18 protein-coding genes are annotated in these 20,628 nt (G+C 71.4%); 14 read left to right on the top strand and 4 right to left on the bottom strand.

Annotated elements, in window-relative coordinates:
* Positions 1-4 precede the first annotated feature (4 nt).
* The 6 genes from BUE43_RS16850 to BUE43_RS16870 all read left to right on the top strand — a co-directional run bounded on the left by BUE43_RS16850 (position 5) and on the right by BUE43_RS16870 (position 6,318).
* Complete coding sequence (locus tag BUE43_RS16850) at positions 5-862, top strand: TetR/AcrR family transcriptional regulator (RefSeq protein ID WP_200797559.1); 858 nt, start codon at positions 5-7, stop codon at positions 860-862.
* Positions 863-905: 43 nt separating this feature from the next.
* Positions 906-2,168 (top strand): sensor histidine kinase, encoded by a 1,263-nt coding sequence (locus BUE43_RS16855; RefSeq protein WP_159447747.1) that lies wholly within the window; start codon positions 906-908, stop codon positions 2,166-2,168.
* Positions 2,156-2,812, top strand: coding sequence for a response regulator (locus BUE43_RS16860; RefSeq protein WP_073484219.1), 657 nt, complete (start codon positions 2,156-2,158; stop codon positions 2,810-2,812). The genes BUE43_RS16855 and BUE43_RS16860 overlap by 13 nt, the downstream gene beginning before the upstream one ends.
* Before the next feature lie 130 nt (positions 2,813-2,942).
* A complete protein-coding gene (locus BUE43_RS35625; protein ID WP_268844432.1) occupies positions 2,943-3,074 on the top strand; it encodes a hypothetical protein in 132 nt (43 codons plus the stop codon).
* A complete protein-coding gene (locus BUE43_RS16865) occupies positions 3,071-3,835 on the top strand; it encodes an ABC transporter ATP-binding protein (protein ID WP_073484221.1) in 765 nt (254 codons plus the stop codon). Before BUE43_RS35625 ends, BUE43_RS16865 begins: the two co-directional genes overlap by 4 nt.
* On the top strand, positions 3,829-6,318 hold the full coding sequence (locus BUE43_RS16870; RefSeq protein ID WP_073484222.1) for an ABC transporter permease: 2,490 nt from the start codon (positions 3,829-3,831) through the stop codon (positions 6,316-6,318). The genes BUE43_RS16865 and BUE43_RS16870 overlap by 7 nt, the downstream gene beginning before the upstream one ends.
* Positions 6,319-6,408: 90 nt before the next feature.
* Here BUE43_RS16870 and BUE43_RS16875 read toward each other — a convergent pair whose 3' ends face one another.
* Complete coding sequence (locus tag BUE43_RS16875; protein ID WP_073484224.1) at positions 6,409-6,918, bottom strand: hypothetical protein; 510 nt, start codon at positions 6,916-6,918, stop codon at positions 6,409-6,411.
* Between the two features lie 4 nt (positions 6,919-6,922).
* A complete protein-coding gene (locus tag BUE43_RS16880) occupies positions 6,923-7,387 on the bottom strand; it encodes a hypothetical protein (protein ID WP_143174210.1) in 465 nt (154 codons plus the stop codon).
* Positions 7,388-7,758: 371 nt separating this feature from the next.
* Between BUE43_RS16880 and BUE43_RS16885 the strand changes: the two genes are divergently transcribed.
* The 3 genes from BUE43_RS16885 (at position 7,759) to BUE43_RS16895 (ending at position 12,964) form a co-directional block, all read left to right on the top strand.
* Positions 7,759-9,954 carry an MMPL family transporter gene (locus tag BUE43_RS16885; protein ID WP_073484227.1) on the top strand — a complete coding sequence of 732 codons (2,196 nt, stop codon included), beginning with the start codon at positions 7,759-7,761 and terminating at the stop codon, positions 9,952-9,954.
* 34 nt (positions 9,955-9,988) lie between these two features.
* Entirely contained in the window at positions 9,989-11,554 is a 1,566-nt protein-coding gene (locus tag BUE43_RS16890; protein ID WP_073484229.1) for an MFS transporter, read from the top strand.
* A gap of 168 nt (positions 11,555-11,722) precedes the next feature.
* Positions 11,723-12,964 carry an aminotransferase class I/II-fold pyridoxal phosphate-dependent enzyme gene (locus tag BUE43_RS16895; protein ID WP_083959755.1) on the top strand — a complete coding sequence of 414 codons (1,242 nt, stop codon included), beginning with the start codon at positions 11,723-11,725 and terminating at the stop codon, positions 12,962-12,964.
* A 66-nt stretch (positions 12,965-13,030) separates the two neighbouring features.
* Here the strand turns inward: BUE43_RS16895 and BUE43_RS16900 are convergent, their stop codons facing one another.
* Positions 13,031-13,696 (bottom strand): TetR/AcrR family transcriptional regulator, encoded by a 666-nt coding sequence (locus BUE43_RS16900; protein WP_083959756.1) that lies wholly within the window; start codon positions 13,694-13,696, stop codon positions 13,031-13,033.
* 83 nt (positions 13,697-13,779) lie between these two features.
* On the opposite strand from BUE43_RS16900, the gene BUE43_RS16905 reads away from it, so the two are divergent.
* The 5 genes from BUE43_RS16905 (at position 13,780) to BUE43_RS16925 (ending at position 19,169) form a co-directional block, all read left to right on the top strand.
* Complete coding sequence (locus tag BUE43_RS16905; RefSeq protein ID WP_143174211.1) at positions 13,780-15,189, top strand: flavin-containing monooxygenase; 1,410 nt, start codon at positions 13,780-13,782, stop codon at positions 15,187-15,189.
* 14 nt (positions 15,190-15,203) lie between these two features.
* On the top strand, positions 15,204-15,980 hold the full coding sequence (locus tag BUE43_RS16910) for an SDR family NAD(P)-dependent oxidoreductase (RefSeq protein WP_073484233.1): 777 nt from the start codon (positions 15,204-15,206) through the stop codon (positions 15,978-15,980).
* Between the two features lie 163 nt (positions 15,981-16,143).
* Entirely contained in the window at positions 16,144-16,920 is a 777-nt protein-coding gene (locus BUE43_RS16915; RefSeq protein WP_073484234.1) for an SDR family NAD(P)-dependent oxidoreductase, read from the top strand.
* Between the two features lie 81 nt (positions 16,921-17,001).
* A complete protein-coding gene (locus tag BUE43_RS16920) occupies positions 17,002-17,703 on the top strand; it encodes a response regulator transcription factor (protein ID WP_073484237.1) in 702 nt (233 codons plus the stop codon).
* Entirely contained in the window at positions 17,700-19,169 is a 1,470-nt protein-coding gene (locus BUE43_RS16925) for a sensor histidine kinase (protein WP_073484239.1), read from the top strand. The genes BUE43_RS16920 and BUE43_RS16925 overlap by 4 nt, the downstream gene beginning before the upstream one ends.
* Positions 19,170-19,549: 380 nt before the next feature.
* Here BUE43_RS16925 and BUE43_RS16935 read toward each other — a convergent pair whose 3' ends face one another.
* Entirely contained in the window at positions 19,550-19,975 is a 426-nt protein-coding gene (locus BUE43_RS16935) for a histone-like nucleoid-structuring protein Lsr2 (RefSeq protein WP_073484242.1), read from the bottom strand.
* Positions 19,976-20,628: the final 653 nt, after the last annotated feature.

A 20,628-nucleotide genomic window follows, 5' to 3' on the forward strand; every position in this document is an offset into this window, starting at 1 on the left:
TGCATTGGGGCAGGACACGCCAGGGCTCTCCGGGGTGACCCGTCGCCGCCGTCGCCTGTCGGACGAGGAGACCGGGCAGCGGATGCTGGGCGCCGCGATCGACATGGTCAGCCGCGCGGGGCTGACGGTGAGCCTGGAGCACATCAGCTTCGAGGACGTGATCCGCGAGGCCGGGGTCGCCCGGAGCGCGGTCTACCGCCGCTGGCCCTACAAGGACCTCTTCTTCAGCGACCTGCTGCGGGAGCTGGCCCGGTCCGCGACCCCCGCCACCGACGCCCGGGGCGAGGCCGCCGTGGAGCTGGTCCGGCGCGTCGCGCGGGAACACCTCGACTGGCTCCGGACCGAGGACCTGCGGCGCGCCCTCCTCGCGGAGCTGGTCCGGCAGGGCGCGCGCCAGGACTTCGACACCCTCCACGGGTCCACGGAGTGGCGCACCTACATCGCCCTGCACGCGACGTTCCTGAGCCTGGAGGACGGCGATCTCCGCGACGACGTGCGGGACGCCCTCGCCCAGTCGGAGCGCGGTTTCGTGGACCGGATCTCCCGGTCGTGGCAGCACCTGGCGGAGCTGCTGGGCTACCGGCTCCGCCCCGAGCTCAACGCCACCTTCGAGACGCTGGCCGGTCTCGTGCTCGCCAGCATGCGCGGACTGGCCGTCACCGCTCTGTCCACTCCGGACATCGCGACGGCACACCTCCGCGCCCGTCCGTTCGGCGCGACCGAGGACGCGGAGTGGTCCCAGACGGCGCTCGCCGTGGCCAGCATCGCCTTCGCCTTCCTCGAACCCGACCCATCGGTCGCATGGGACGACACGAGGATCGAGCGGACCCGCCAGGCGCTGGAATCCCCGGTCTCCGACTGAGCCGGTGGGGCAGCCGAACACTCCGATGGCACAGACTGACGCCGTGCACACGACAGCGTTCCGCGATCAGGTCCGCCGCAGCGGCCGGGCTGTCCTCGCCCTGCTCACGGGTCTGGTGGCCGGGGTGCTCGCGGTGCTGCTGCTCGTGGCATGGGCGGTGGCGCTGGTCCTGAGCCTGGTCGGCATCGGCATACCGCTTCTGCTGGCGGTCGCCACGGTGACCAGGCGCTTCACGGCGTGGGAGCGGCGCCGCCTCGGCCGGGTGCTCGACCGGCTGGTGTCGCAGCGCTACCGCGAGGTCCCCAGTCCCTCCATGTTGGACAGGTTCCGGGTGCTGGTCGCCGACACGGCGACGTGGCGCGACCTGGCGTGGGTCGCCGTCGCGGCCACCGTCGGCCTCGCGCTCGGCGGGGTCGTGGCCTACCTGGCGTTGGGCGCGGTGAACGCGATCACCGTGCCGCTGTGGTGGTGGGCGCTGCCCTCCAGCGACCCGGTGACGCCGTTGCCCGGTGTCGTCGTGACCAGTTGGCCGAGGGCGGCGCTCGTTCCCCTGGTGGGCCTGGCCTATCTCGCGATGTTGTTGTGCACGCCCAAGATCGCCCACGGCTACGCGCGGTGGGGCGAGCGGGTGCTCACCCCACCCCGGTCCGTGGATCTGGCGGAGCGCGTCGACTACCTCTCCCGCACCCGGGCGGAGGTCCTGGAGGCGCACGGCACGGAACTGCGCCGCATCGAGCGGAACCTGCACGACGGCCTCCAGGCCCGTCTGGTCAACGTGAGCATGTACCTGGGGTTGCTCGACGAGGTGTTGGCGGCTGATCACCCGGGACGCATGTTCGCCGAGCAGGCCCGGGGGCAGACCCAGGTCGCCCTGACCGAACTGCGCGCCGTGGTCCGCAGCATCTACCCGCCGATCCTGTCCGACCGGGGACTGGTCGGGGCGCTGCGCACGGTCGCGGAGGAGTGCCCGGTGCCGTGCGAGCTCGTGGCGGAGTCGGTGGGCGATCTCCCGGCGGCCGTCGAGGCGGCGGCGTACTTCGCCGCCACCGAGGCCCTGACCAACGCCGTCCGGCACGCGCGGCCCACGCGAGTGCGGATCACCGTGCGGCGTTCGCCCGACGTCCTCACCGTCCAGGTCCGCGACGACGGCTTCGGCGGCCTTGAGAAGATGCTGGCCACCGGTGTCCAGGGCACCGGGCTCGCCGGGATCCGGACGCGGCTGCGGGCCTTCGACGGCGCCTTCGCCGTGACCAGCCCGGCGGGTGGCCCGACCGAGGTGACGATGGAGCTGCCGTGCGTGTGGTGATCGCCGAGGACGAGCCGCTGCTGCGCGAGGGCCTGACGCTCCTGTTGCGGGGACGCGGGTTCGAGGTCGTGTCCGCCGTGGGGGACGCCGAGGCGCTCACGGCGGCGCTGGCCGGCGATCCGCCGGACATCGTGATCACCGACATCCGCCTGCCACCGGGCTACCGGGACGAGGGGCTGCGGGTCGCGACGGAGGCGCGCCGCCGGCACCCGGGGCTGCCGGTCGTGGTGCTCTCCTCCTACGTCGAGAAGGAGTACGCCCGCGAGCTGCTGTCCGACGGCCACGGCGGCGTCGGGTACCTCCTGAAGGACCGCGTGGGCGACGTGGCCGAGTTCGTCCGGTCGGTGCGCCGGGTGGCGGAGGGCGGCACCGCGATCGACGGCGAGGTCGTCTCCCAGCTCGTCGCCAGGAGTCGCCCCGACCCGCTGTCGGCGCTCACCCCGAGGGAGCGCGAGGTGCTCGCGCTCATGGCGGAGGGGCTGGACAACGCCGAGATCGCCGAGCGGCTCGTGCTGACCGAGCGCGCGGTGCTCAAGCACGTCGGCAACGTGTTCACCAAGCTCGACCTGCCGCCCTCCAGCCCGGGTCACCGCAGGGTACGGGCCGTGCTCGCGCATCTCCGCCAGGCGGGCCGGGGGAGCTGAGCACCCCGTGGGGGTGTCGCTGGCACCACCACGGATTCGCGTTGTGACGCCACTGTGCCCGGAACGCGTCGTCCCTAGTCTCGTGTCGAGCCCGTAGCCACGGGACCAGGCACGACGAGGAAGGCCGGGAATGGCCAGGGAATCCGAGCGATCCGATGAGCCGGCGGTGTGGAAGCCCCGCGAGGAACGGCGGCAGTGGCCGTGGATCCTGCTGGTCATCGTGGTGATCGGCGTGGTCGTCAACGTGCTGCTGACGATATGAGCACTGGGACGACCGCCGCCGGCGGCGCGGTGCCGGCGCTGCGCATGACCGATGTGTCCAAACAGTACGGACGAGGGCCGGGCGCGGTCCGCGCCCTCGACTCGGTCAGCCTGCGCGTGGCGCGCGGCAGTTTCGTCGCGGTGATGGGGCCGTCCGGGTCCGGCAAGAGCACCTTGTTGCAATGCGCCGCCGGCCTGGACGAGGCGAGCAGCGGGACTGTCCACATCGGACAGGTCGCGGTCACCGGGTTGGACGAGAGCCAGCGGGCGATGCTGCGCAGGGACCGCGTCGGCTTCGTGTTCCAGTCCTACAACCTGCTGGCCGGCCTGACCGCCTACCAGAACATCGAGGTGCCGGTCCGGTTGGCCGGTCAGCGCGCGAACCCGGAGCTGGTGCGGGAGTTGTCCGAGCGGGTGGGCGTGTCGGCTCTGCTGCGCCGGCGTCCGCACGAGATGTCCGGCGGGCAGCAGCAACGCGTCGCGCTCGCGCGGGCTCTCGTGACCGAGCCCGAGATCGTGTTCGGTGACGAGCCCACGGGAGCTCTCGACACCGGGTCGGCCCGGCAGGTGCTGGCGTTGATGCGCGAGCTGACGCACCGGGACCAGCGAACCATCGTGATGGTGACCCACGACCCGGTCGCGGCCGCCCACGCCGACCGCGTGCTCTTCCTGGCGGACGGCCGGATCGTGGACGAGGAGACCACCCCCACCGTCGACGTGGTGCTCCGCCACATGGCGCGCCTGGAGGCCTCGGGATGCTGACGCTCGTCCGTGGGCTGCGCCGACTCGGCGGCAACGGCGCCACGCTGGTCGCGCTCGTCGCGACCGCCACTCTGCTCGCGGTGTGCGGGTCGATGCTCGCCGGGGGCAGCACTGACACGGCGTCTACGCAGCGCTACGCGGCAGCGCAGATCGTCGTCGGCGGCGAGAGCTCGGCGGTGGTGACCAGGGAGGGCAAGGACAAGGACGTCGCTCTTCCCGGTCCCCGCCCGCTCAGCGCCGAGGTCGTGGACACGATCAGGGACCGTGTTCGCGGCGCGGGCGCGACTGTTGTTCCCGACATCGCGGCCCGGCTGGCGGCCCGGTCCACAAAGGACTGGATTCCGGTCACGGCACACGGCTGGTCGGCGCGGCAGCTCGGACCGCTCGGACTCACGTCCGGGTCGGCGCCCACCAACAGCGGGCAGATCGTGGCCGACGAGTCCCTGGGCTGGTCCGCCGGCGAATCCGTCGAGATCCTGACCGAAGCGGGACCGCAGAAGCGCACGGTCGTCGGGACTGTCGCACTGCCCACCGGCGCGACGCCCCGCCAGGCCGCGATCTACCTGACGGACGAGGCCGCCACAGCGCTGGCCCGGCGCGGCGCGCGGGTGGACGTCGCGGCCGTCGGGGTCCTGCTCCCGGCCGGTGCCCCGAATGCCGAGGACGTCGCTGACGACCTGCGCACGGCGTTGGAGCGCAAGGGTGTCGTGGTGGAGACCGGAGACGCGCGCGGCCAGATCGAGTTCGCCGATCTCGCCCGTGCCCGGGGTGATCTGCGGACCCTGTCCGGCTCCCTCCTCGCCGTCGTCATCCTCGTGACGTTGATCGTCGTGGGAAGCACGTGCGCGTTGGCGCTGTCGCGCCGCCGGCGTGAGATCGCGACGCTCCGCGCCATCGGCGCGACACCGCGCCAGATGGAACGGCTCATGGTCGGTGAGATGGCCGCCGTCGGGTTCGTCGCGGGCGTCGTGGGACTGGTTCCCGCCAGCGTCGTGACGAAGGTGGTCGGCTGGCTGCTTCGGGCGGTTGGCCTGCTGCCGCACGACTTCGCGCTCGCGCTCAACGCCGTCGCCGGGATTTCCGCTGTCCTCCTGACAACTCTCGTCGCGCTGGCCACCGGGTGGGCCGCCGGACGCAGGACGGCCGCGATCTCGCCGGTGGCCGCGTTGGCCTCGGCCGCGGCGGGAGAGCAGAAGCCGGCGCGGTGGGTTCTCGTCCTCGGCGTCGTGCTCACCGTTGTCGGGGTCGCCGCATCGCTGCTGCCGCTCGTGGTCGATGGCATCGTCGGCGTGGCCGTCGCCGGTGGCGGCGGATTGCTGCTCGTCTTCGGGACCGCGCTCCTGACCCGACCTGTTGTCGGCGCGCTGTTCCAGGTGGTCTCCCGCCGTCTTCTCGCGTCCACGACGCCGCACCGGTGGTTGGCAGGAGCCGGGATGTCCGGGCAGGCGAGCAGGCTCGCGGCCGGCGTCGCTCCGATGATGCTGATCGTCGGGATCTCCCTGGTGCAGATCCTCGTCCCGGCCTCGCTCTCCGCCGCCGCGCAACGGGAGGCGGCAGCGGGACTGAAGGTCGACCACGCGGTGGTCGCGGCCGGATACGGTCTCCCCAGCGCGGTTCCTCGCTCCCGTGATCAACACCGCCCGGTGACTCCTGTTGTCCGCCAACAGGTGGTGGGTGTGACCACGGTGCTCGGCGGCCCGGAAACCTTCCGCTACACCGCCACCGGTGTGCGCGACAGGGCCGGCGACTTGCTCGACCTCGGCCTGCGGCCCGGCTCAACCTGGGACCCCACCACCACGTTGGGCACGGACCAGGCCGTGCTCGGCACGATGACGGCGGCGGCACTGGGCGCGGCGGTGGGGGATCAGGTCGAGTTCGTCCTCGCTGACGGCACCACTGTGAAGCCCCAGGTCGTGGGGGTCTTCGAGCGCGGTCTCGGTCTCGGCGACGTGCTGTTGAACTACGACACGCTCACCGACCACCGCTCCGTGTCGGAACCGGTCGGCCGCACGGCGAATCTGCTTCTGCTGCCTGACCTTTCCCGCCGCCCGCCGGTGGGGGAGGTCGTGAGCGCGGCGGAGGCGTTCGGCGCCGGAGGCGACGCCGTGAGCACGGGAATCGCCGCCAGCACTGTCCCGTTGTTCGCGCTCTTCGCCTATGTCGCCGTGTCCGTGGCGAACAGCCTGATCCTCTCGGTCACCAGTCGGACGGGCACGTTCGCCATGCTCCGCCGCATCGGGGCGGACCGGCGGCAGCTCGCCCGCTCCCTGGTCGTCGAAGGCCTCAGCGTGGTCGCCGCCGCCATCGTCCTCGGCACCGCCGCCGCGTTGCTCCCCATGGTCACTGTCGCCTATGGACTGACCGGAACACCGTGGCCGGCCATCCCGTCGTGGTTCTACCTGGTCGTGGTCGGGGCGGTGTCGGCACTGGCCATGACGGCGGTCGTGCTCCCGGGCCGGCTCGTCCTCCGGGAGCGTCACTGACCTCGTCCGGACCGCCAACCCCGGTTCGACACCAGCGTTCCGTCGCGTGGGTGCCGGCGCCGCCGGCACCCACGTCGCGCTTGTGAATCTTCAGATCGTGGCGCTCCAGCCCGGAATCGGGTGGTGCTCGACGTGAGTGACCTCGACTTGGGACAGGTACCTGCGGTGGAGGCTGACGCACCACCCGTCCGCGTCGATCTCGGTTCGGGTCGCGACGAGGGCGCCGTCGGCGGCGTAGTCCCGTTGGTAACTCCACCCGCCGTCGACGGCCGCGCGCACCATGGCCTCGATCCAGGTGAGCTGCGAGTTGGGGTTGACCTCGAACGGACTGTCGTCGTCCGCGTCGTAGCGGGCTTCGACGTAGGGGGCGTCGGGGGTGTTGACCGCCACCGCGCACGAGTCGGGGTAGGCGTTGATCTCGGTGGTGGGCAGACCCGCCCGTGGCGGGTGGATCGTCCACCTGTGCGAGGCGACGCCCTGGCGGAGATCCTCCCCCTCGTCGGTGACCTGGCCGCCCAGGGGAGCGACCAGGGCCTCAAGCCGGGCAACGACGGTGCGAACCTGGTCGACGCGGCGGGGGTCCAGGGCGTCGGCGGACACGGCCTCACCTCTTGTCACACGGGTTGGTGATCTGCTTGCTGACCAGTTCCTTCTCGGTCTTGACGTGTCGCCCGTCCGGCAGTGTCGCGGCTGCCAGGCCACGGGTCTCGTAGGTGCCGGGGGCGCACGGCGCGTTGGCGTTGGCGCCGAGTTTGTTTCCGGCTTTCAGGGTGGCGGCTTTGCCGGTGCCGCGGTCGATCTCCGTCCAATGGCCCGCGTCGCGCCGGTAGAGGACCGAAGTGACGCTCACGTCGGTCGCGGGGTGCTCACATCGGATTGTCACCTGGGCGTTGATACGGCGTTCTCCCTTCTGCGCCGCGTGGGTGGACAGGTGTGGATCGTTCGGTCTGATCGTGCAGCCAAAGGGATTGGCCGAGGGCTCGCCGACACCGGTGTTCAGGCCGCCGGGATCGCACGCGGTGAGCAGCAGGGCGAGCAACGGAACTACCGGTAACAGTTCGTTGCGCATAGATCACGCACGGTAGTTGGTGGTGATTCGGGTAGCGAGCGCCTGATCGAGTGCTTGTGTCGCTCGGAAGTGCGCCCATGGGGTGAACCCCAACGAGTTGATCTTCGCGTGTCCCGGGTGGGCGTGGCGGACGGGGCACCGTTGGGAATGATCATCTTCTCTGGTGGGGCCCGGCTCAACTCGATCCGTAGCTCCGCGAGTGCGGAAGCATCGGGTGCGGGGTCGGTATGTGAGTGCCATCACTTTGGGGAGATGGCAGCGGTTTTGCTGGTTGTTTCCAGGGTTGTTCAAGGCTCCCTTGCTTGACTGCGGTCGATCGCCGGAATGGTTTTCCGTTGTGCGCTCGCGCAATGTGGCGGAGGGAATCGGGCATGCTGGGGTGGTTGGCCCGCGTGGTGACGCGGTGGGCCTGGGCCGTGGTCGGGATCTGGGTGGCGCTGGTGACGGCGCTGGTGCTGCTCGCGCCCGCCCTGTCCTCGGTCGTCAGCAGTGACAGCGGTGGTTTCCTCCCGGCGGACAAGGAGTCCGTGGTCGCGTCGAAGCTGGCGGCGCGCGCCTTCCCCGCCGAGTCCGGCGCTCCCGCCGTGATGGTCTTCGCCCGCAGGGACGGGCAGCCGCTCCAGGACGGCGACATCGAGCGCGTCGACCAGACCGTCGAGGCGCTCAACGGCCTGAAGGTCAACCGGGTCAAGGGAATCGCGACGGGCGAGGACGCGGTGGCACGCAACCGGAGCGTGCAGCTGGCGAGCGTTCTCCTCTCCGGCACCAGTGACGACCAGGCGGTCAAGGACGCCGTCGCCAGGCTGCGCGCCGAGAGCGCGAACCGGCTCACCGGCACCTCGTTGCGGGTCGGGATGACCGGTGACGCGGCCATCTCCCTCGACTACGACACGGCTTTCGTGGACGCCGAGGAGATCCTGACCTACGTCACCGGCGGTCTGGTCGTCCTGCTGCTGCTGATCGTCTTCCGCGGTGTGCTCGCCACCCTGCTGCCGATCGTGGTCGTCGGCGCGGTCTACGTGGCGTCCTCCGCGGCGGTCGCGTTGTTGGCCAGCGAACTGCACTTCAAGGTGGGCAGCTTCCTGCCGCCGCTGATGTTGGTGGTGCTGTTCGGGATCGGCACCGACTACATCCTGTTCGTGCTCTTCCGGGTCCGGGAACGCCTCCAACTCGGCGACGACCCGCGCACGGCCGTGCGGCGGGCCACGCACCACGTGGCCGAGGTCATCGCGTCCGCCGCGCTCGCGGTGGTCGGCGCGTTCCTCGCGCTGGCGCTGTCGGACCTGACCCTGCTGTCGACGCTGGGGCCGGCGGTGGCCGTCGGCGTCGTGATCATGATGCTGGCGGGGCTGACGCTGGTGCCCGCCGTGCTGTCCCTGGTGGGATCGGCGGTCTTCTGGCCGTCGCGCTCGGGACGGCGGCACCGGGCCGTGACCGAGCCGCGCACGGCGCGCGCCGTGGTGCGCCGTCCGGTGTGGACGGTCGTGGTGTCAGCGCTCGTGCTGGCCGCGTCGGCGTGGGGCGCGCTCGGGTACCAGCCCAACTTCAACTTCCTCGACGACGTCCCCCGGAACTCCGAGTCGAACCGGGCCTACCAGGACCTCAAGTCCGGCTTCCCGGCCGGCGCGCTCAGCCCGACCTACGTGTACCTGGAGAACACCGGCGCGGCCGTGGAGCCGGAGGTCGTGGACCGGGTCGCCGAGTCCGCGCGGAAGGTGTCCGGGGTGTCCGGCCTGATGGAGCCGCAGGTGTCGGCGGACGGGCACGTCATCCGGCTGCCCGTGCTGCTCGCGCACGACCCGTCGTCCCGGGCCGCGCTCGACGACGTCGAGCACCGACTCCGACCGACCGTGACCGGTCAGGCGCCACCGGGCGTCCGGGTGCTGGTCGGTGGCGAGACGATGACCGGTGTCGACATCCGGGCGACGGTCGCGGACGACCTGCGCACGGTGCTTCCCCTGGCCGCGTTGGTGATCGGGCTGATTCTGGTGCTGCTGTTGCGCGGCGTGGTGGCCCCGTTGTTCCTCATGGTCGCGGTGACGTTGAACTTCCTGGGGGCGCTGGGCCTGACGGTGGTCGGGTTCCAGAACCTGCTCGGGGAACCGGGGCTGATGTTCCTGCTGCCCGTGCTGATCAACCTCTTCGTCGTCGCGATCGGCACCGACTACAACATCCTCGTCGTGGCCCGGATCCGGGAGGAGCTGCGGGCGGGGCTGCCCGTGCGCGGGGCGGTGGTGCGCGCCATGACCGAGGCAGGGCCGTCGGCGCTGGCCGCCGCCGCGATCCTCGCGGCCAGCTTCGCCTCCCTGTTGCTCGCCGGGGTGGGAATGCTCGTGCAGATCGGGTTCGCCGTGGCGATCGGCATCGCGTTGACGGTGTTCGCCATGGCGCTGGGTCTGGTGCCGGCACTGGTGGCGCTGCTGGGCAGGTGGACGTTCTGGCCCGCCATGCGGGGACGCTCCGCAGCGGACGTTCGACCAGTGTCCGGTTCCGAGAAAGGCGCCGAAGACACCGACGACGCCGGCGACGCGAACGACACCAGGAAGCGGTTGGAAGTCCGCGGCTGACCGGCCGCGGGGACCTGGACTGGGGGAGGGGCGGATGGCACGCGAACAGGTCGTGGCGGTCGCGGAGGAACCGGTGGGACACCCGCGGCGCAGGGCGATCCTCGTCGCGTTGTGCGTGGCCCTGTTCGCGGTCAACTTCGGCACGCTCACGCTCGCGGTCGCCCTGCCCACCATCGGCGCCGAGCTGAAGGCGGACAACACCGCACTCCAGTGGATCGCGGACTCCTACGTGCTCGCGCTGGCCGCGTTGCTCATCGCGGCGGGCTCGGTCGCGGACCGGTTCGGCCGCCGCGCCGTGCTACTGGTCGGGTTGGCCGCCTTCGGTATGGCGAGCGGGCTCGCGGCGCTGTGCGCCACGCCGGGCCAACTCGTCGCGGCCCGGGCGGTGCAGGGCGTGGGCGCGGCGCTGATCATGCCGGCGACGTTGTCGATCCTGCGGAACACCTTCCCCCGTCAGGAGCTGGCGAAGGCGCTGGCGGCGTGGACGGCGGTGATCAGCCTGGGCATCGCCTTCGGCCCGATCGCCGGCGGCCTGCTCACGGAGCTGTTCGGCTGGTCCGCGATCTTCCTGGCCAACGTGCCGCTGGCGGTCGTCGCGGCGGTGCTGGCGGGCGCGCTGGTGCCCGAGTCCCGGGCGCCGGGACGGCGCCGGCTGGACCACCCCGGCATGGCGCTGTCGGCGCTTTCCCTGACAGCGCTGGTGTTCGCCGTCATCGAGGCGCCGCACGCCGGCTGGCTCAGCGTGCGCACGGTGCTGGTGCTCGCGGTGGCCGTGGCGCTGGGCGCGTTGTTCCTGCGGGTGGAGAGCCGCGCCGAGCACCCCCTGGTGGACCTGGCGATGGTGCGTCGCCCGCGGTTCTGGTCGGCGAGCCTGTCCGTGGCGTTGGCCTACTTCGCGATGACCGGGACGGCGTTCCTCGTGCCGCAGTACCTGGTCTCGGTGCAGCGCAACGACCCGGCCGCGACGGCGCTGAAGATCCTTCCGGTGGCCGGTGGCGCGTTGCTCGCCGCCGTCGTGGTGACGCCGCTGATGCGCCGGTTCGGCGCGCGCACGCTCATCATGGCGGGGCTGGGCGCCACCGGGCTCGGTCTGGCGTTGCTGTCGCTGCTCGGCTGGTGGAACCACGAGTGGTTGGCGTTGGCGGCCTTGGGAATCCAGGGCGTCGGCATCGGTGTCGCGGTCACCGCCGGCAGCGAGACGATCATGAGTTCGGTCCCGCCGGACCAGGCCGGCCCGGCCGGCGCGATCGACGAGACCGCGGTGGAACTGGGCGGGTCGTTGGGGATCGCGGTGATGGGCAGCGTGTTCGCCGGGACCTACGCCGGCGCGGTCGGCGGGGCGCGCGGCGTGCCGGACGGTCGGTCCGAGGAGGTGGCGCGGTCGATCGAGGCGGCGACCGCGGTGGCCGACCAGCTCGGCGGTGCGGCGGGCGCCCTCGTGCGGGCCGTCGCGGTTGACTCCTTCCTCACCGGCCTACGCGCCGCCGCCCTGGCCGCGTTGGTGTTCGTGGCGGCCGGGGTCGTCGTCGCCCGGCTGTTCCTGCCACGGCACGACCACGAGTTGGCGGGATCGTCCACGGCTCCAGGAGGGACACCATGACCGTCCACTGAGGACGGACAGGCGGACGGTCCACGAAGGACTCCCGGTGCGCGCGAACCGCGTACCGGGGTGGGCGGGGCGGGCGCCAGCCAGGGCCACCGGGGACAGCGCGACGTCCGGTCGCCCGCCCGTCCCCGTCAAGGGGAGATCGAAACGAATGGGGGAAGCATGACCATCACTGACACCCGGGCGGACGACGTGTCCGAACACTGGGGTTTCCGGCGGCTCGTGCGGGACGCCGAGCTGCACGGGTACGCCTACGAGCCCCCGGTCCTGGACGGCGCGTCCGGTGCGGTGATCCAGTACGACGGGCGGGAGCTGGTCAACTTCGCCAGCTGCAGTTTCCTGGCGATGCACGTGCGGCCGGACGTGGGCTTCCACTTCGCCAGCGCGGCGGCCCGCTACGGGTTGGCCACCGGCGGCTCGCGGATGATCCAGGGCGCGGTGCGGCCGCACGTCGAGCTGGAGGCGGAGCTGTGCCGGATCACCGGCAAGGAGCGGAGCCTGAGCTTCGCCAGCGGGATGCTGGCCAACGTCGGCTTCGTGCACGCCATGAGCAGGGCGGCCAGGCTCGGCCGGTCGGTGTCGATCGACAACGGCGACACGGTGTTCGTGCTCGACCGGGAAAGCCACTGGAGCATGTGGAAGGCGTGCGACTCGCTGCGGTACGGCGAGCGGCTGTTCAGCTTCGCGCACAACGATCCCGAGTCGTTGGACAAGGTGCTGGACCGGCTCGTCGGCCGGCGGGTCGTCGTGATGTTCGAGAGCGTCTACTCGGCGGACGGCAGCGTCGCTCCGGTCGGGGCCCTCATCGACGTCTGCGAGCGGCACGGCGCGCTCAGCTACGTCGACGACGCCAACGGCTTTCTCGTCTACGGCCCGCCGAACCGCCCGTTCCACGAGGAGTTCCAGGCGCTGCGCCGGGTCACGTTCCACATGGTGTCGTTCTCGAAGTCGGTCGGGCTGGAGGGCGGCGGCATCGCCGGCCCGCGCGACTTCGTCTACGCCTTCGAGGGTCTGGCCGGGACGTCGTCGTTCACCGCGACCATGCAGCCGCCCACGGCGAGCGCGGCGACCGTGATCATGAAGCTGATCCAGGAGCGGCCGGGCATCGTGGACGACTTCCTGGCGCGGTCCGAGAAGTTCCGCGACCACTTGGTGGAGCTGGGCTGCGTCGTCAACGAGACCCCGTCCTACATCACCAGCGTGTTGATCGGGGAGGACGACAAGGCCGAGGCCGTGCGCCGGGAGTTCGCGGCGAAGGGCTTCCTGGTGCCGGTGTTCCGGTACCCGGCGGTCAGGCGCAACCGCGCCGGAATGCGGCTGATGCTCAACGTCGAGCACTCCGACGAGCACATCGCTCGCTTCTTCGACGTGCTCGCCGCGTTGAGGAACAAGCACCGGTTCTGACCACTCCACGCCGGTGACACCAGCCCCGGGGACGGGGACTGGTCACCCCGGACCCAGGGGCTCCCGTCATCGCGCCTGACGGGAGCCCCTGGCCCGCCCCTCCCCACGTCGGGGCGCCCTCGGCCGGGACAGCGACGCGAACTGGCGGGCGAAGGCCTCCAGCGCGGCCAGGGCCGCGTCGCTGTCCCGGTCGGCGAGCCAACCCAGGGTGACGCCGTCGGTGACCGTGACGACCATGCGGGCCAGCACCCGCTCCGGCAGGGTCCACTCCGCTCCGGCGTTGTCGCCCACCGCGCGCAGGTACCGCACGGTCTCGTCCACATAGGACTCGTACTCCCACCGCGGCAGGTCGGCGAGCTCGGGTTGCCGCAGGGCGTACTGGGTCAGCTCGTGCAGCACCATCTGCTTGGCCGGCTCGGCCTCGATCACCTGCCAGTAGGCGAGAAAACCGTCCCGCAGCGACCCCAGCACGTCCAGTCCCGGCCGCAGCGCGGTGACCGCCGCGCGCGCGGCCTCCCGCGCCGAGCTGGTCATCAACTCCCGCAACAGCTCCTGCTTGGAGCGGAAGCAGTAGTGGAAGGCGCCCAACGGCATCCCGGCCTCGGCGACGATCGCCCGGGTGGACGCCGCGGCGATGCCCTCCCGCGCCATCACCCGGAACGCCGCCGCCACCAGCTCGCGCCGTCGTTCCTCCGCCGGCATCCGCCGCTCGCCCGTCGCCTCGTCGGTCATCGCGCCTCCCGGCCGCCAGGGTAACGGACGATCGTCCTGGACGGAAGACTTGGTCGACCGACCAAACCCACCGACTTGGACGATTGACCAGAACCCGCGACCAGGAGATCGTCGAGTCCTCAGGCGTCCGGCGCACGAAGGGGAAGCACATGCTCGGCACCAGCAACGACAGCCCGGTCTGCGTGATCGGCGGGGGGCCGGCCGGGCTGGTCGCCGCCCGGCAGCTCCGGCTGCACGGCATCCCCTACGACCAGTTCGAGCGGCACCGGGACGTCGGCGGCATCTGGGACCCCGACAACCCCGGCAGCCCGATGTACCGGACCGCGCACCTCATCTCGTCGCGCTTCACGTCGAGCTGCTACGGCTACCCGATGCCGGCCGACTACCCCGACTACCCGTCGTGGCGTCAGGTGCTCGACTACTTCCGCTCCTTCGCTGAGTTCTTCGACCTCCGCCGGCACATCCGGTTCGGCGTCGAGGTGCGGTGGGTCGAACGCGGCCTCGACGGGTGGCACGTCACGCTCGACGACGGCCGGACCCTGGTCTACCGCGCGGTGATCTGCGCGACCGGAATGACGTGGGTGCCCAACCTCCCCAGCTACCCGGGAGACTTCACCGGCCGGACCATGCACTCGGTCGACTACCGCGACGACCGCATCTTCCGCGGGCGACGCGTCCTCGTCGTGGGCGGCGGCAACTCCGGCGTCGACATCGCCTGCGACGCCGCGACGACGGCCGACCGGACACTGTGGAGCGTTCGACGCGGCTACCGCGTGATTCCCAAGCACCTCTTCGGAATCCCGACCGACGCCTTTCTCGAACGCGGCGCGCCGCTGCCACCCGGGATCACGCTTCCCCCGGACCCCAACGCGATCCTCGACGGACTGGTGGGCGACCTCAGTCGGTTCGGCCTGCCCGCGCCGGATCACCCCGTGCTCACGTCGAACCCCATCCTCAACGACCGGATTCCGCACCACCTGCGGCACGGCGACGTCATCGGCAAGCCCGACATCGCCGAACTCGACGGCGACACGGTCGTCTTCGCGGACGGGAGCAGGGAAACCGTCGACCTGGTGCTGTACGCGACGGGGTACCGGACTGTCCTGCCGTACCTGGCGGACGCCGCCCTGGACTGGGTGGACGGGCACCCGGATCTCTACCTCCGCGTGTTCCCCCGGCACACCGACGACCTCTACCTGTTGGGCTATGTCGAGTTCGCCGACGCCGCGTACCGCCGCTTCGACGAGATGGCGCAACTGGTCGCGATGGACCTGCTGCTCCCGCCCGCCGGCCGCGACGAGCTCCGCAAGCGCCGCGCCGAGCACCAGGTGGACCTGCGCGCCGGCGTGCCCTACCTCGACTCGCCGCGCCACGTCCCCTACGTCGAGACCCACACGTTCCAGCAGGCGCTGGCCGATCTCCGCACCGCCTTCGGCTGGCCCGCCCTGACCGACGAGTCGTTCGCCGAGATCGCCCGCCGTCCGGGCGTGTGAGACGAGGAGGCCCCATGTTTTCCTTACAGGGCAAGACCGCTGTCGTCACCGGCGCCGCGGCCGGCATCGGCCGCGCGATCGCCAGCCGGCTCGCCGCCGCGGGCGCCGTGGTGACGTTGGCCGACCTGACGGACGCGAGCGCGCTGGCCGCCGAGCTGGGAGGGCACTACGTCCGCACGGACGTGGCCGACGAGGACCAGGTCGCCGCGCTGATGGCGGGCGTGGCCGGCGACGGCCGCATCGACATCTGCGTCAACAACGCGGGCGTCGACTCCGACGGCCTGATCGCGGAGTTGGGCGAGGCCGAGGTGCTGCGCGTGATGCGGGTGAACACGCTCGGCGTGCTCTACGGCATCAAGCACGCGGCGAAGCACATGACCGGTGGCGGAGCCGTCGTCAACACCGCGTCCCTGGCCGCCGTCCAGGGGGTGCCCGGCTACGCCGCCTACTCGATGTCCAAGGCGGCGGTGCTGGCGCTGACGCGCGCCGCCGCCGTCGAGTACGGCCACGCGGGCGTGCGGATCAACTGCGTCTGCCCGAGCTCGGTGCGGACCGCCATGCTGGCCACCGAGACCGGCGTGGTCGAGGAGGCGGTCACGACCCTCGCGGCGCCCCTCGGTCGCGTCCTGGAACCGGCCGAGGTCGCCGCCGCGGTCCACTTCCTCGTCGCCGACGACTGTCCCGTCGTGTCGGGGCAGGCGATCAACCTCGACGGCGGCGTCAGCGCCGGGATCAGCCTGCCCGCCATCGGCGCGCTGTTCGAGGCGTGGCGCGCGAGGGGAGCGCATTGAACGGATTAGCGGGTCGGCGTACACCGACATCGGCCGAACGGCATCGGCGAACTAGGCCCTTCGTCGGCATCTTCCGTTCCAGGGCGCGGGCCGGCGCGGTGATTTCTGAGAACGCGGTGAAAATTGCCCGGCCGGCATACCGCTCTTGCTACGGTGCCTCGCCGTGGGGCTGTCACTCGTCACCGGCGCGACCGCCGGAATCGGCCGCTCATTCGCGCGGAGATTGGCCGCCGAGGGAAGTGATCTCCTGCTCGTGGCCCGGAGCCGGGACCGGCTCGGCGAGACCGCCGAGCGGCTCGCCTCCCGCCACGGGGTGTCGGTCACGCCCGTCGTGGCCGACCTGTCGACCGAGGCCGGTTGTGTCGAGGTGACTGACAGGATTTCCGACACCGAGATCGACCTGTTGGTGAACAACGCGGGAATGGGCCTGGCCACCGCGTTCTGGGAGAACACCAGGGAGGAGCAGGACCGCCTGCTGGGGCTCAACGTGCGGGCCGTCATGCGGCTCACACACGCCGTCCTACCAGGGATGTTGGCCCGGGGACGGGGTGACGTCATCAACGTCGCCTCGGTCGCCGGCCTCGTCCCCGGGGACGCCGACGCCGCCTACGCCGCCAGCAAGGCGTGGGTGGCGGTGTTCAGCGAATCGCTCGCCGTGCAGTTGGGAGATCGGGGAGTCCGGGTGTCCGCGCTGTGCCCCGGATACACCCGGACGGAAATTCACGAACGAGCAGGAATCGACGTCAGCGATGTTCCCGAATTCGTGTGGCAGGATGCGGACGACGTTGTTTCGGAAGCGTTGCGGAACCATCGCCGGGGCCGGGTGGTCACCGTTCCCGGGTTGCGCTACCGGCTGGTCGTCAACGCGGCGCGCGTGTTGCCGCGCGCGCTCGTCCACCGGGTGAGCAGATACGTGTACCGAACTGTTTTCCGCAACTGACGGAGCCAACCGCGCGCGGTGATCCGCCGCCGACGACGTCGACCTGCGTTCTTGGGGACGTGAACTGGGGGAAGGTACGACGTGAACAACACGGGGGAGAGGGCGAGCGGGACGCTGCTCGTCGTCGACGACGAACCGGGCATCCGGGAACTGCTCACCCTCGGCCTGCGGTTCGTGGGCTACGAGGTGCTCACCGCCGACCGCGCCGACCAGGCGCTCGCCACGGCCCGGCGCCGCCGGCCGGACGCGCTGGTGGTCGACGTCATGCTGCCCGACGTCGACGGGTTCGAGCTGACCAGGCGACTGCGTGAGGAGGGGACGCGGGCCCCGGTGCTGTTCCTCAGCGCCAGGGCCGACACCACCGACAAGATCACCGGATTGTCCCTGGGCGACGACTACGTGACCAAGCCGTTCAGCCTGGAGGAGGTCGTGGCCCGCATCCGGAACCTGCTGAACCGCCAACCGGTTCCGGTCGTGGGCACCACGCTGCGCTTCCACGACCTCCAGCTCGACGTGGCCACCCTCGACGTCCGCAGGGGCGACCGGCCGATCAGGTTGTCGCCGACGGAGTTCCGGCTGCTGCGCTACCTGATGCGCAACGCCGGCAGGGTGGTCAGCAAGGCGAGGATCGTCGAGGACGTCTGGGAGTGCGGTTTCAGCCGCCAGCCCAACATCGTCGAGTCCTACATCAGCTTCCTCCGGCGCAAGGTCGACCGGGAGGACCCGCCGCTGATCCACACCCTGCGCGGCATGGGGTACAGCCTGCGGCTCCCGCCGGGATGAGCACTCGCCCCGAGGGCGCCGGTCGGCGCTCCTCGCTGCGCCGCCGGTTGGTGACGACGGTCGTCGCGCTGACCGGCGGCGCCCTGCTCGTCGGGGGCGCCACCAGCGTGCTCCTGCTCCACGACCACCTGCACGAGCAGGTCGAGAAGGAGCTGTTCGTCTCGGAGACGTTGCTGCGCAGCTTCTTCGACAGCGTCGGCCAACGCGGGGTGGACGTGGTGGGGCTGGACCGGGGCGCGGCCACGCCGCCGGGCGCCCTGGCCCGGTACGTCGTGCAGATCCGCGACCGGACCGGCCGGATCGAGTACCACTTCGACGGCTCGCTCGCGGGCGGCCAGCCGGCGTTGCCGTTCCTCGACCTCAACGAGGTGCGCCGGCGCGCCGGCCACCCCTTCCGCGTCGAGGCGATCGACAACCCGGGGCGGAGGTTCGCCGTCCTCACCGGGGTGCTGCCCGACCGGTCCGGCAGCTACGTCATCGCGGTGAACCATGACTCCGTCGAGGAGGTCCTGGCCAGGCACGCGACCATCTGGCTCGGCGTGACCGGCGCCGCGCTCGTCCTCGTGGCGGCGCTGGCCTACCTGGCGACCAACCGGACGTTGCGCCCGCTGGCCGAGATCCGGCGCACCGCGGACGCGATCACCGCCGGCGACCTGTCCCGCCGGGTGCCGCCCGCGCCCGGCCACACCGAGATCGGCCAGCTCGTGAGCTGGACCAACGAGATGCTCGACCACATGGAACAGGCCGTGCGCGACCGGACCGACGTCGAACGCCGGCTGCGCCGCTTCGTCGCCGACGCCAGCCACGAGCTGCGCACCCCGCTCACCAGCATGCGCGGCTTCGCCGAGCTGTACCGGCAGGGCGTGGTCACCGAACCGGAGCAGGTCGGCCGGGTGATGACCCGGATCGAGGACGAGGCCGTCCGGCTCGGCGACCTCGTGGACGACCTCCTGCTGCTCGCCCAGCTCGACCACGGCCCCGACCGGGTGCGGGTCCCGGTCGAGCTGTCCGGCCTCGCCGAGGACGCGGTGTTCGACGCCCGGGCCCGCGACCCGGGCCGGCCCGTCGAACTGGGGTTGCCGGCGCGGCCGCCGCCGGCCGTTCGCGGCGATCCCGGCCAGCTCCACCAACTGCTGACGAACCTGCTGGCCAACGCCGTGCGCCACACCCCGGCGGACACCCCGGTGCGGGTCACCGTCCACGCCGGCGACGGGATGGTGTTCGTGGACGTGGCCGATCGAGGTCCTGGGCTCACGCCGGACCAGCTCGCGGTGGTGTTCGAGCGGTTCGTCCGGCTCGACCGCGGCCGCGCGCGCAGCCAGGGCGGCAGCGGTCTGGGCCTGGCGATCGTCGCCGCGATCGCTGCCGCGCACGGCGGTCGTGTCGAATACCGGGAAACCCCCGGCGGCGGCGCCACGTTCCGCGTCGCGTTGCCGGCGATGTCCGACGTCAGTTCGTCCGCGTGAGCCGTCATTGCTGCTCTCCACGCGCGACGAAAACCGTTGGCCTCTCTGAGAGATGAGGCTCTCCGACTCCTCGGCGCCCGGGAGATCGGTGTGCCCGTGCTCGTGCCGCACGCGCTGACTCCGCTGGAACGAAACCCGTTCCTGGGAGCGGCTTTCGCTGATCAGGAGCCCGGCGAGCGGAAGGCGGAGATCGACGCCTTTCTCGGCCGCCTCTCGTCCGGAGCGGTGCTCCGCAGGGAGATTCTCCCGTCGCCCGTGGAGGGTGAGGGGTCAACCAGCTTCCGCGCCAGTCCGCTGGCGTCGCCGGTTGACCCCTCGCCGCCATGAGGGGCAGGGCGGACAGGAGGACGAGGGACATGACTCCCTCCTGTCCCGGACGGTCAGTCGGAGAAGAGCGCGGCCTGGATCCTCGGCTTGGTCCGGGCCTGGTGGTAGGCGGCGATGACGTCGGCCGGGATTCGTCCCCGGTCCGCCACGGGGTGTCCGGTGGCCACCGCCCACGCGCGGATGGCGCGGCTCTCCTCGCGGTCGGTGGCCGCGGAGGCGGAGGCGACAGGAGTGGCCGGGGTGGCGGAAGTGGCCGGGGTTGCCGTTCGGGTCGCCGCGGTTCGGTTCTTGGCGCGGCCCTGGGCACGACGCGCGGCGGCGATGTAGGGCGTGAGGATGTCGCGGAGTTTGGCGGCGTTCTCGTCGGTCAGGTCGATGGCGTAGACGAGGCCGTCCAGTCCGAACTGGACCGTGTTGATGTCGCCGCCGGTGGTGCCGTCGAGGTCGTCGACGAGGGTGACGATGACTTTCTGTGCCAAAGCTGCTGCCCCCATGGCTGCGTCGGGTGGAAGTGGCGTGGGGAGAAGGAACTGGTGTCGTGGGAACGATCAGTGGTGATGATAACCAGGCGCCGTCGACAAACCCATCACCTGCACCGGAAGCTGGACATTCCGATCTGTGATGACTGGCGGGCGAGATGCCGAAACAGCCGCTGATCTCCGCGAATGTCGGGAGTCGCCGCTCTCGGGACGAGTGCTGGTCCGTCCGCGCCGCGGTGCCGTCATCGTTCGGCGCCGTCGTCGTGTTCGGCACCGTCATCGTTCGGCGCGGACGGGCCCGGTTCGGCGCGTTCCATTCGGTGGCAAGGAGTTCGGCGTGGCGTCCGAGGTCCGGCTACGTGGTGTCGCTTCCAGCGCTGGGAGCCTGGCCGGAGGTGTGGCGGCGACGTGTCGCGTGATGCGCCAGGGAGCTGTGAACTTCGGCCACGATCTCGGGCTCTCACACAATGAGCGGTGGTCGGACACGAAGGCGTGCTCACCCGACGAGAGGCGTATGCGACTGGTCGCCCGGTTCCACCGCTGTGGAGGCGGGGACACGTGATCGCACGACGACGAGTTCGTCCCGTCGCTTCCGCCCGGCCGCGGAACAGGGGAGAGGCGTGGCGTGTCGGGTTCTCGCGCCACCGGGCTTC

The organism is Streptoalloteichus hindustanus, assembly GCF_900129375.1.
In the GTDB taxonomy this organism is placed as follows: Bacteria; Actinomycetota; Actinomycetes; order Mycobacteriales; family Pseudonocardiaceae; genus Streptoalloteichus; species Streptoalloteichus hindustanus.

Coding starts and splice junctions, on each gene's coding strand:
- BUE43_RS16925 (WP_073484239.1), top strand. CDS start 17,700: ATGAGCACTCGCCCCGAGGGCGCCGGTCGGCGCTCCTCGCTGCGCCGC.
- BUE43_RS16865 (WP_073484221.1), top strand. CDS start 3,071: ATGAGCACTGGGACGACCGCCGCCGGCGGCGCGGTGCCGGCGCTGCGC.
- BUE43_RS16880 (WP_143174210.1), bottom strand. CDS start 7,387: ATGCGCAACGAACTGTTACCGGTAGTTCCGTTGCTCGCCCTGCTGCTC.
- BUE43_RS16910 (WP_073484233.1), top strand. CDS start 15,204: ATGTTTTCCTTACAGGGCAAGACCGCTGTCGTCACCGGCGCCGCGGCC.
- BUE43_RS16895 (WP_083959755.1), top strand. CDS start 11,723: ATGACCATCACTGACACCCGGGCGGACGACGTGTCCGAACACTGGGGT.
- BUE43_RS16870 (WP_073484222.1), top strand. CDS start 3,829: ATGCTGACGCTCGTCCGTGGGCTGCGCCGACTCGGCGGCAACGGCGCC.
- BUE43_RS16890 (WP_073484229.1), top strand. CDS start 9,989: ATGGCACGCGAACAGGTCGTGGCGGTCGCGGAGGAACCGGTGGGACAC.
- BUE43_RS16885 (WP_073484227.1), top strand. CDS start 7,759: ATGCTGGGGTGGTTGGCCCGCGTGGTGACGCGGTGGGCCTGGGCCGTG.
- BUE43_RS16900 (WP_083959756.1), bottom strand. CDS start 13,696: ATGACCGACGAGGCGACGGGCGAGCGGCGGATGCCGGCGGAGGAACGA.
- BUE43_RS35625 (WP_268844432.1), top strand. CDS start 2,943: ATGGCCAGGGAATCCGAGCGATCCGATGAGCCGGCGGTGTGGAAGCCC.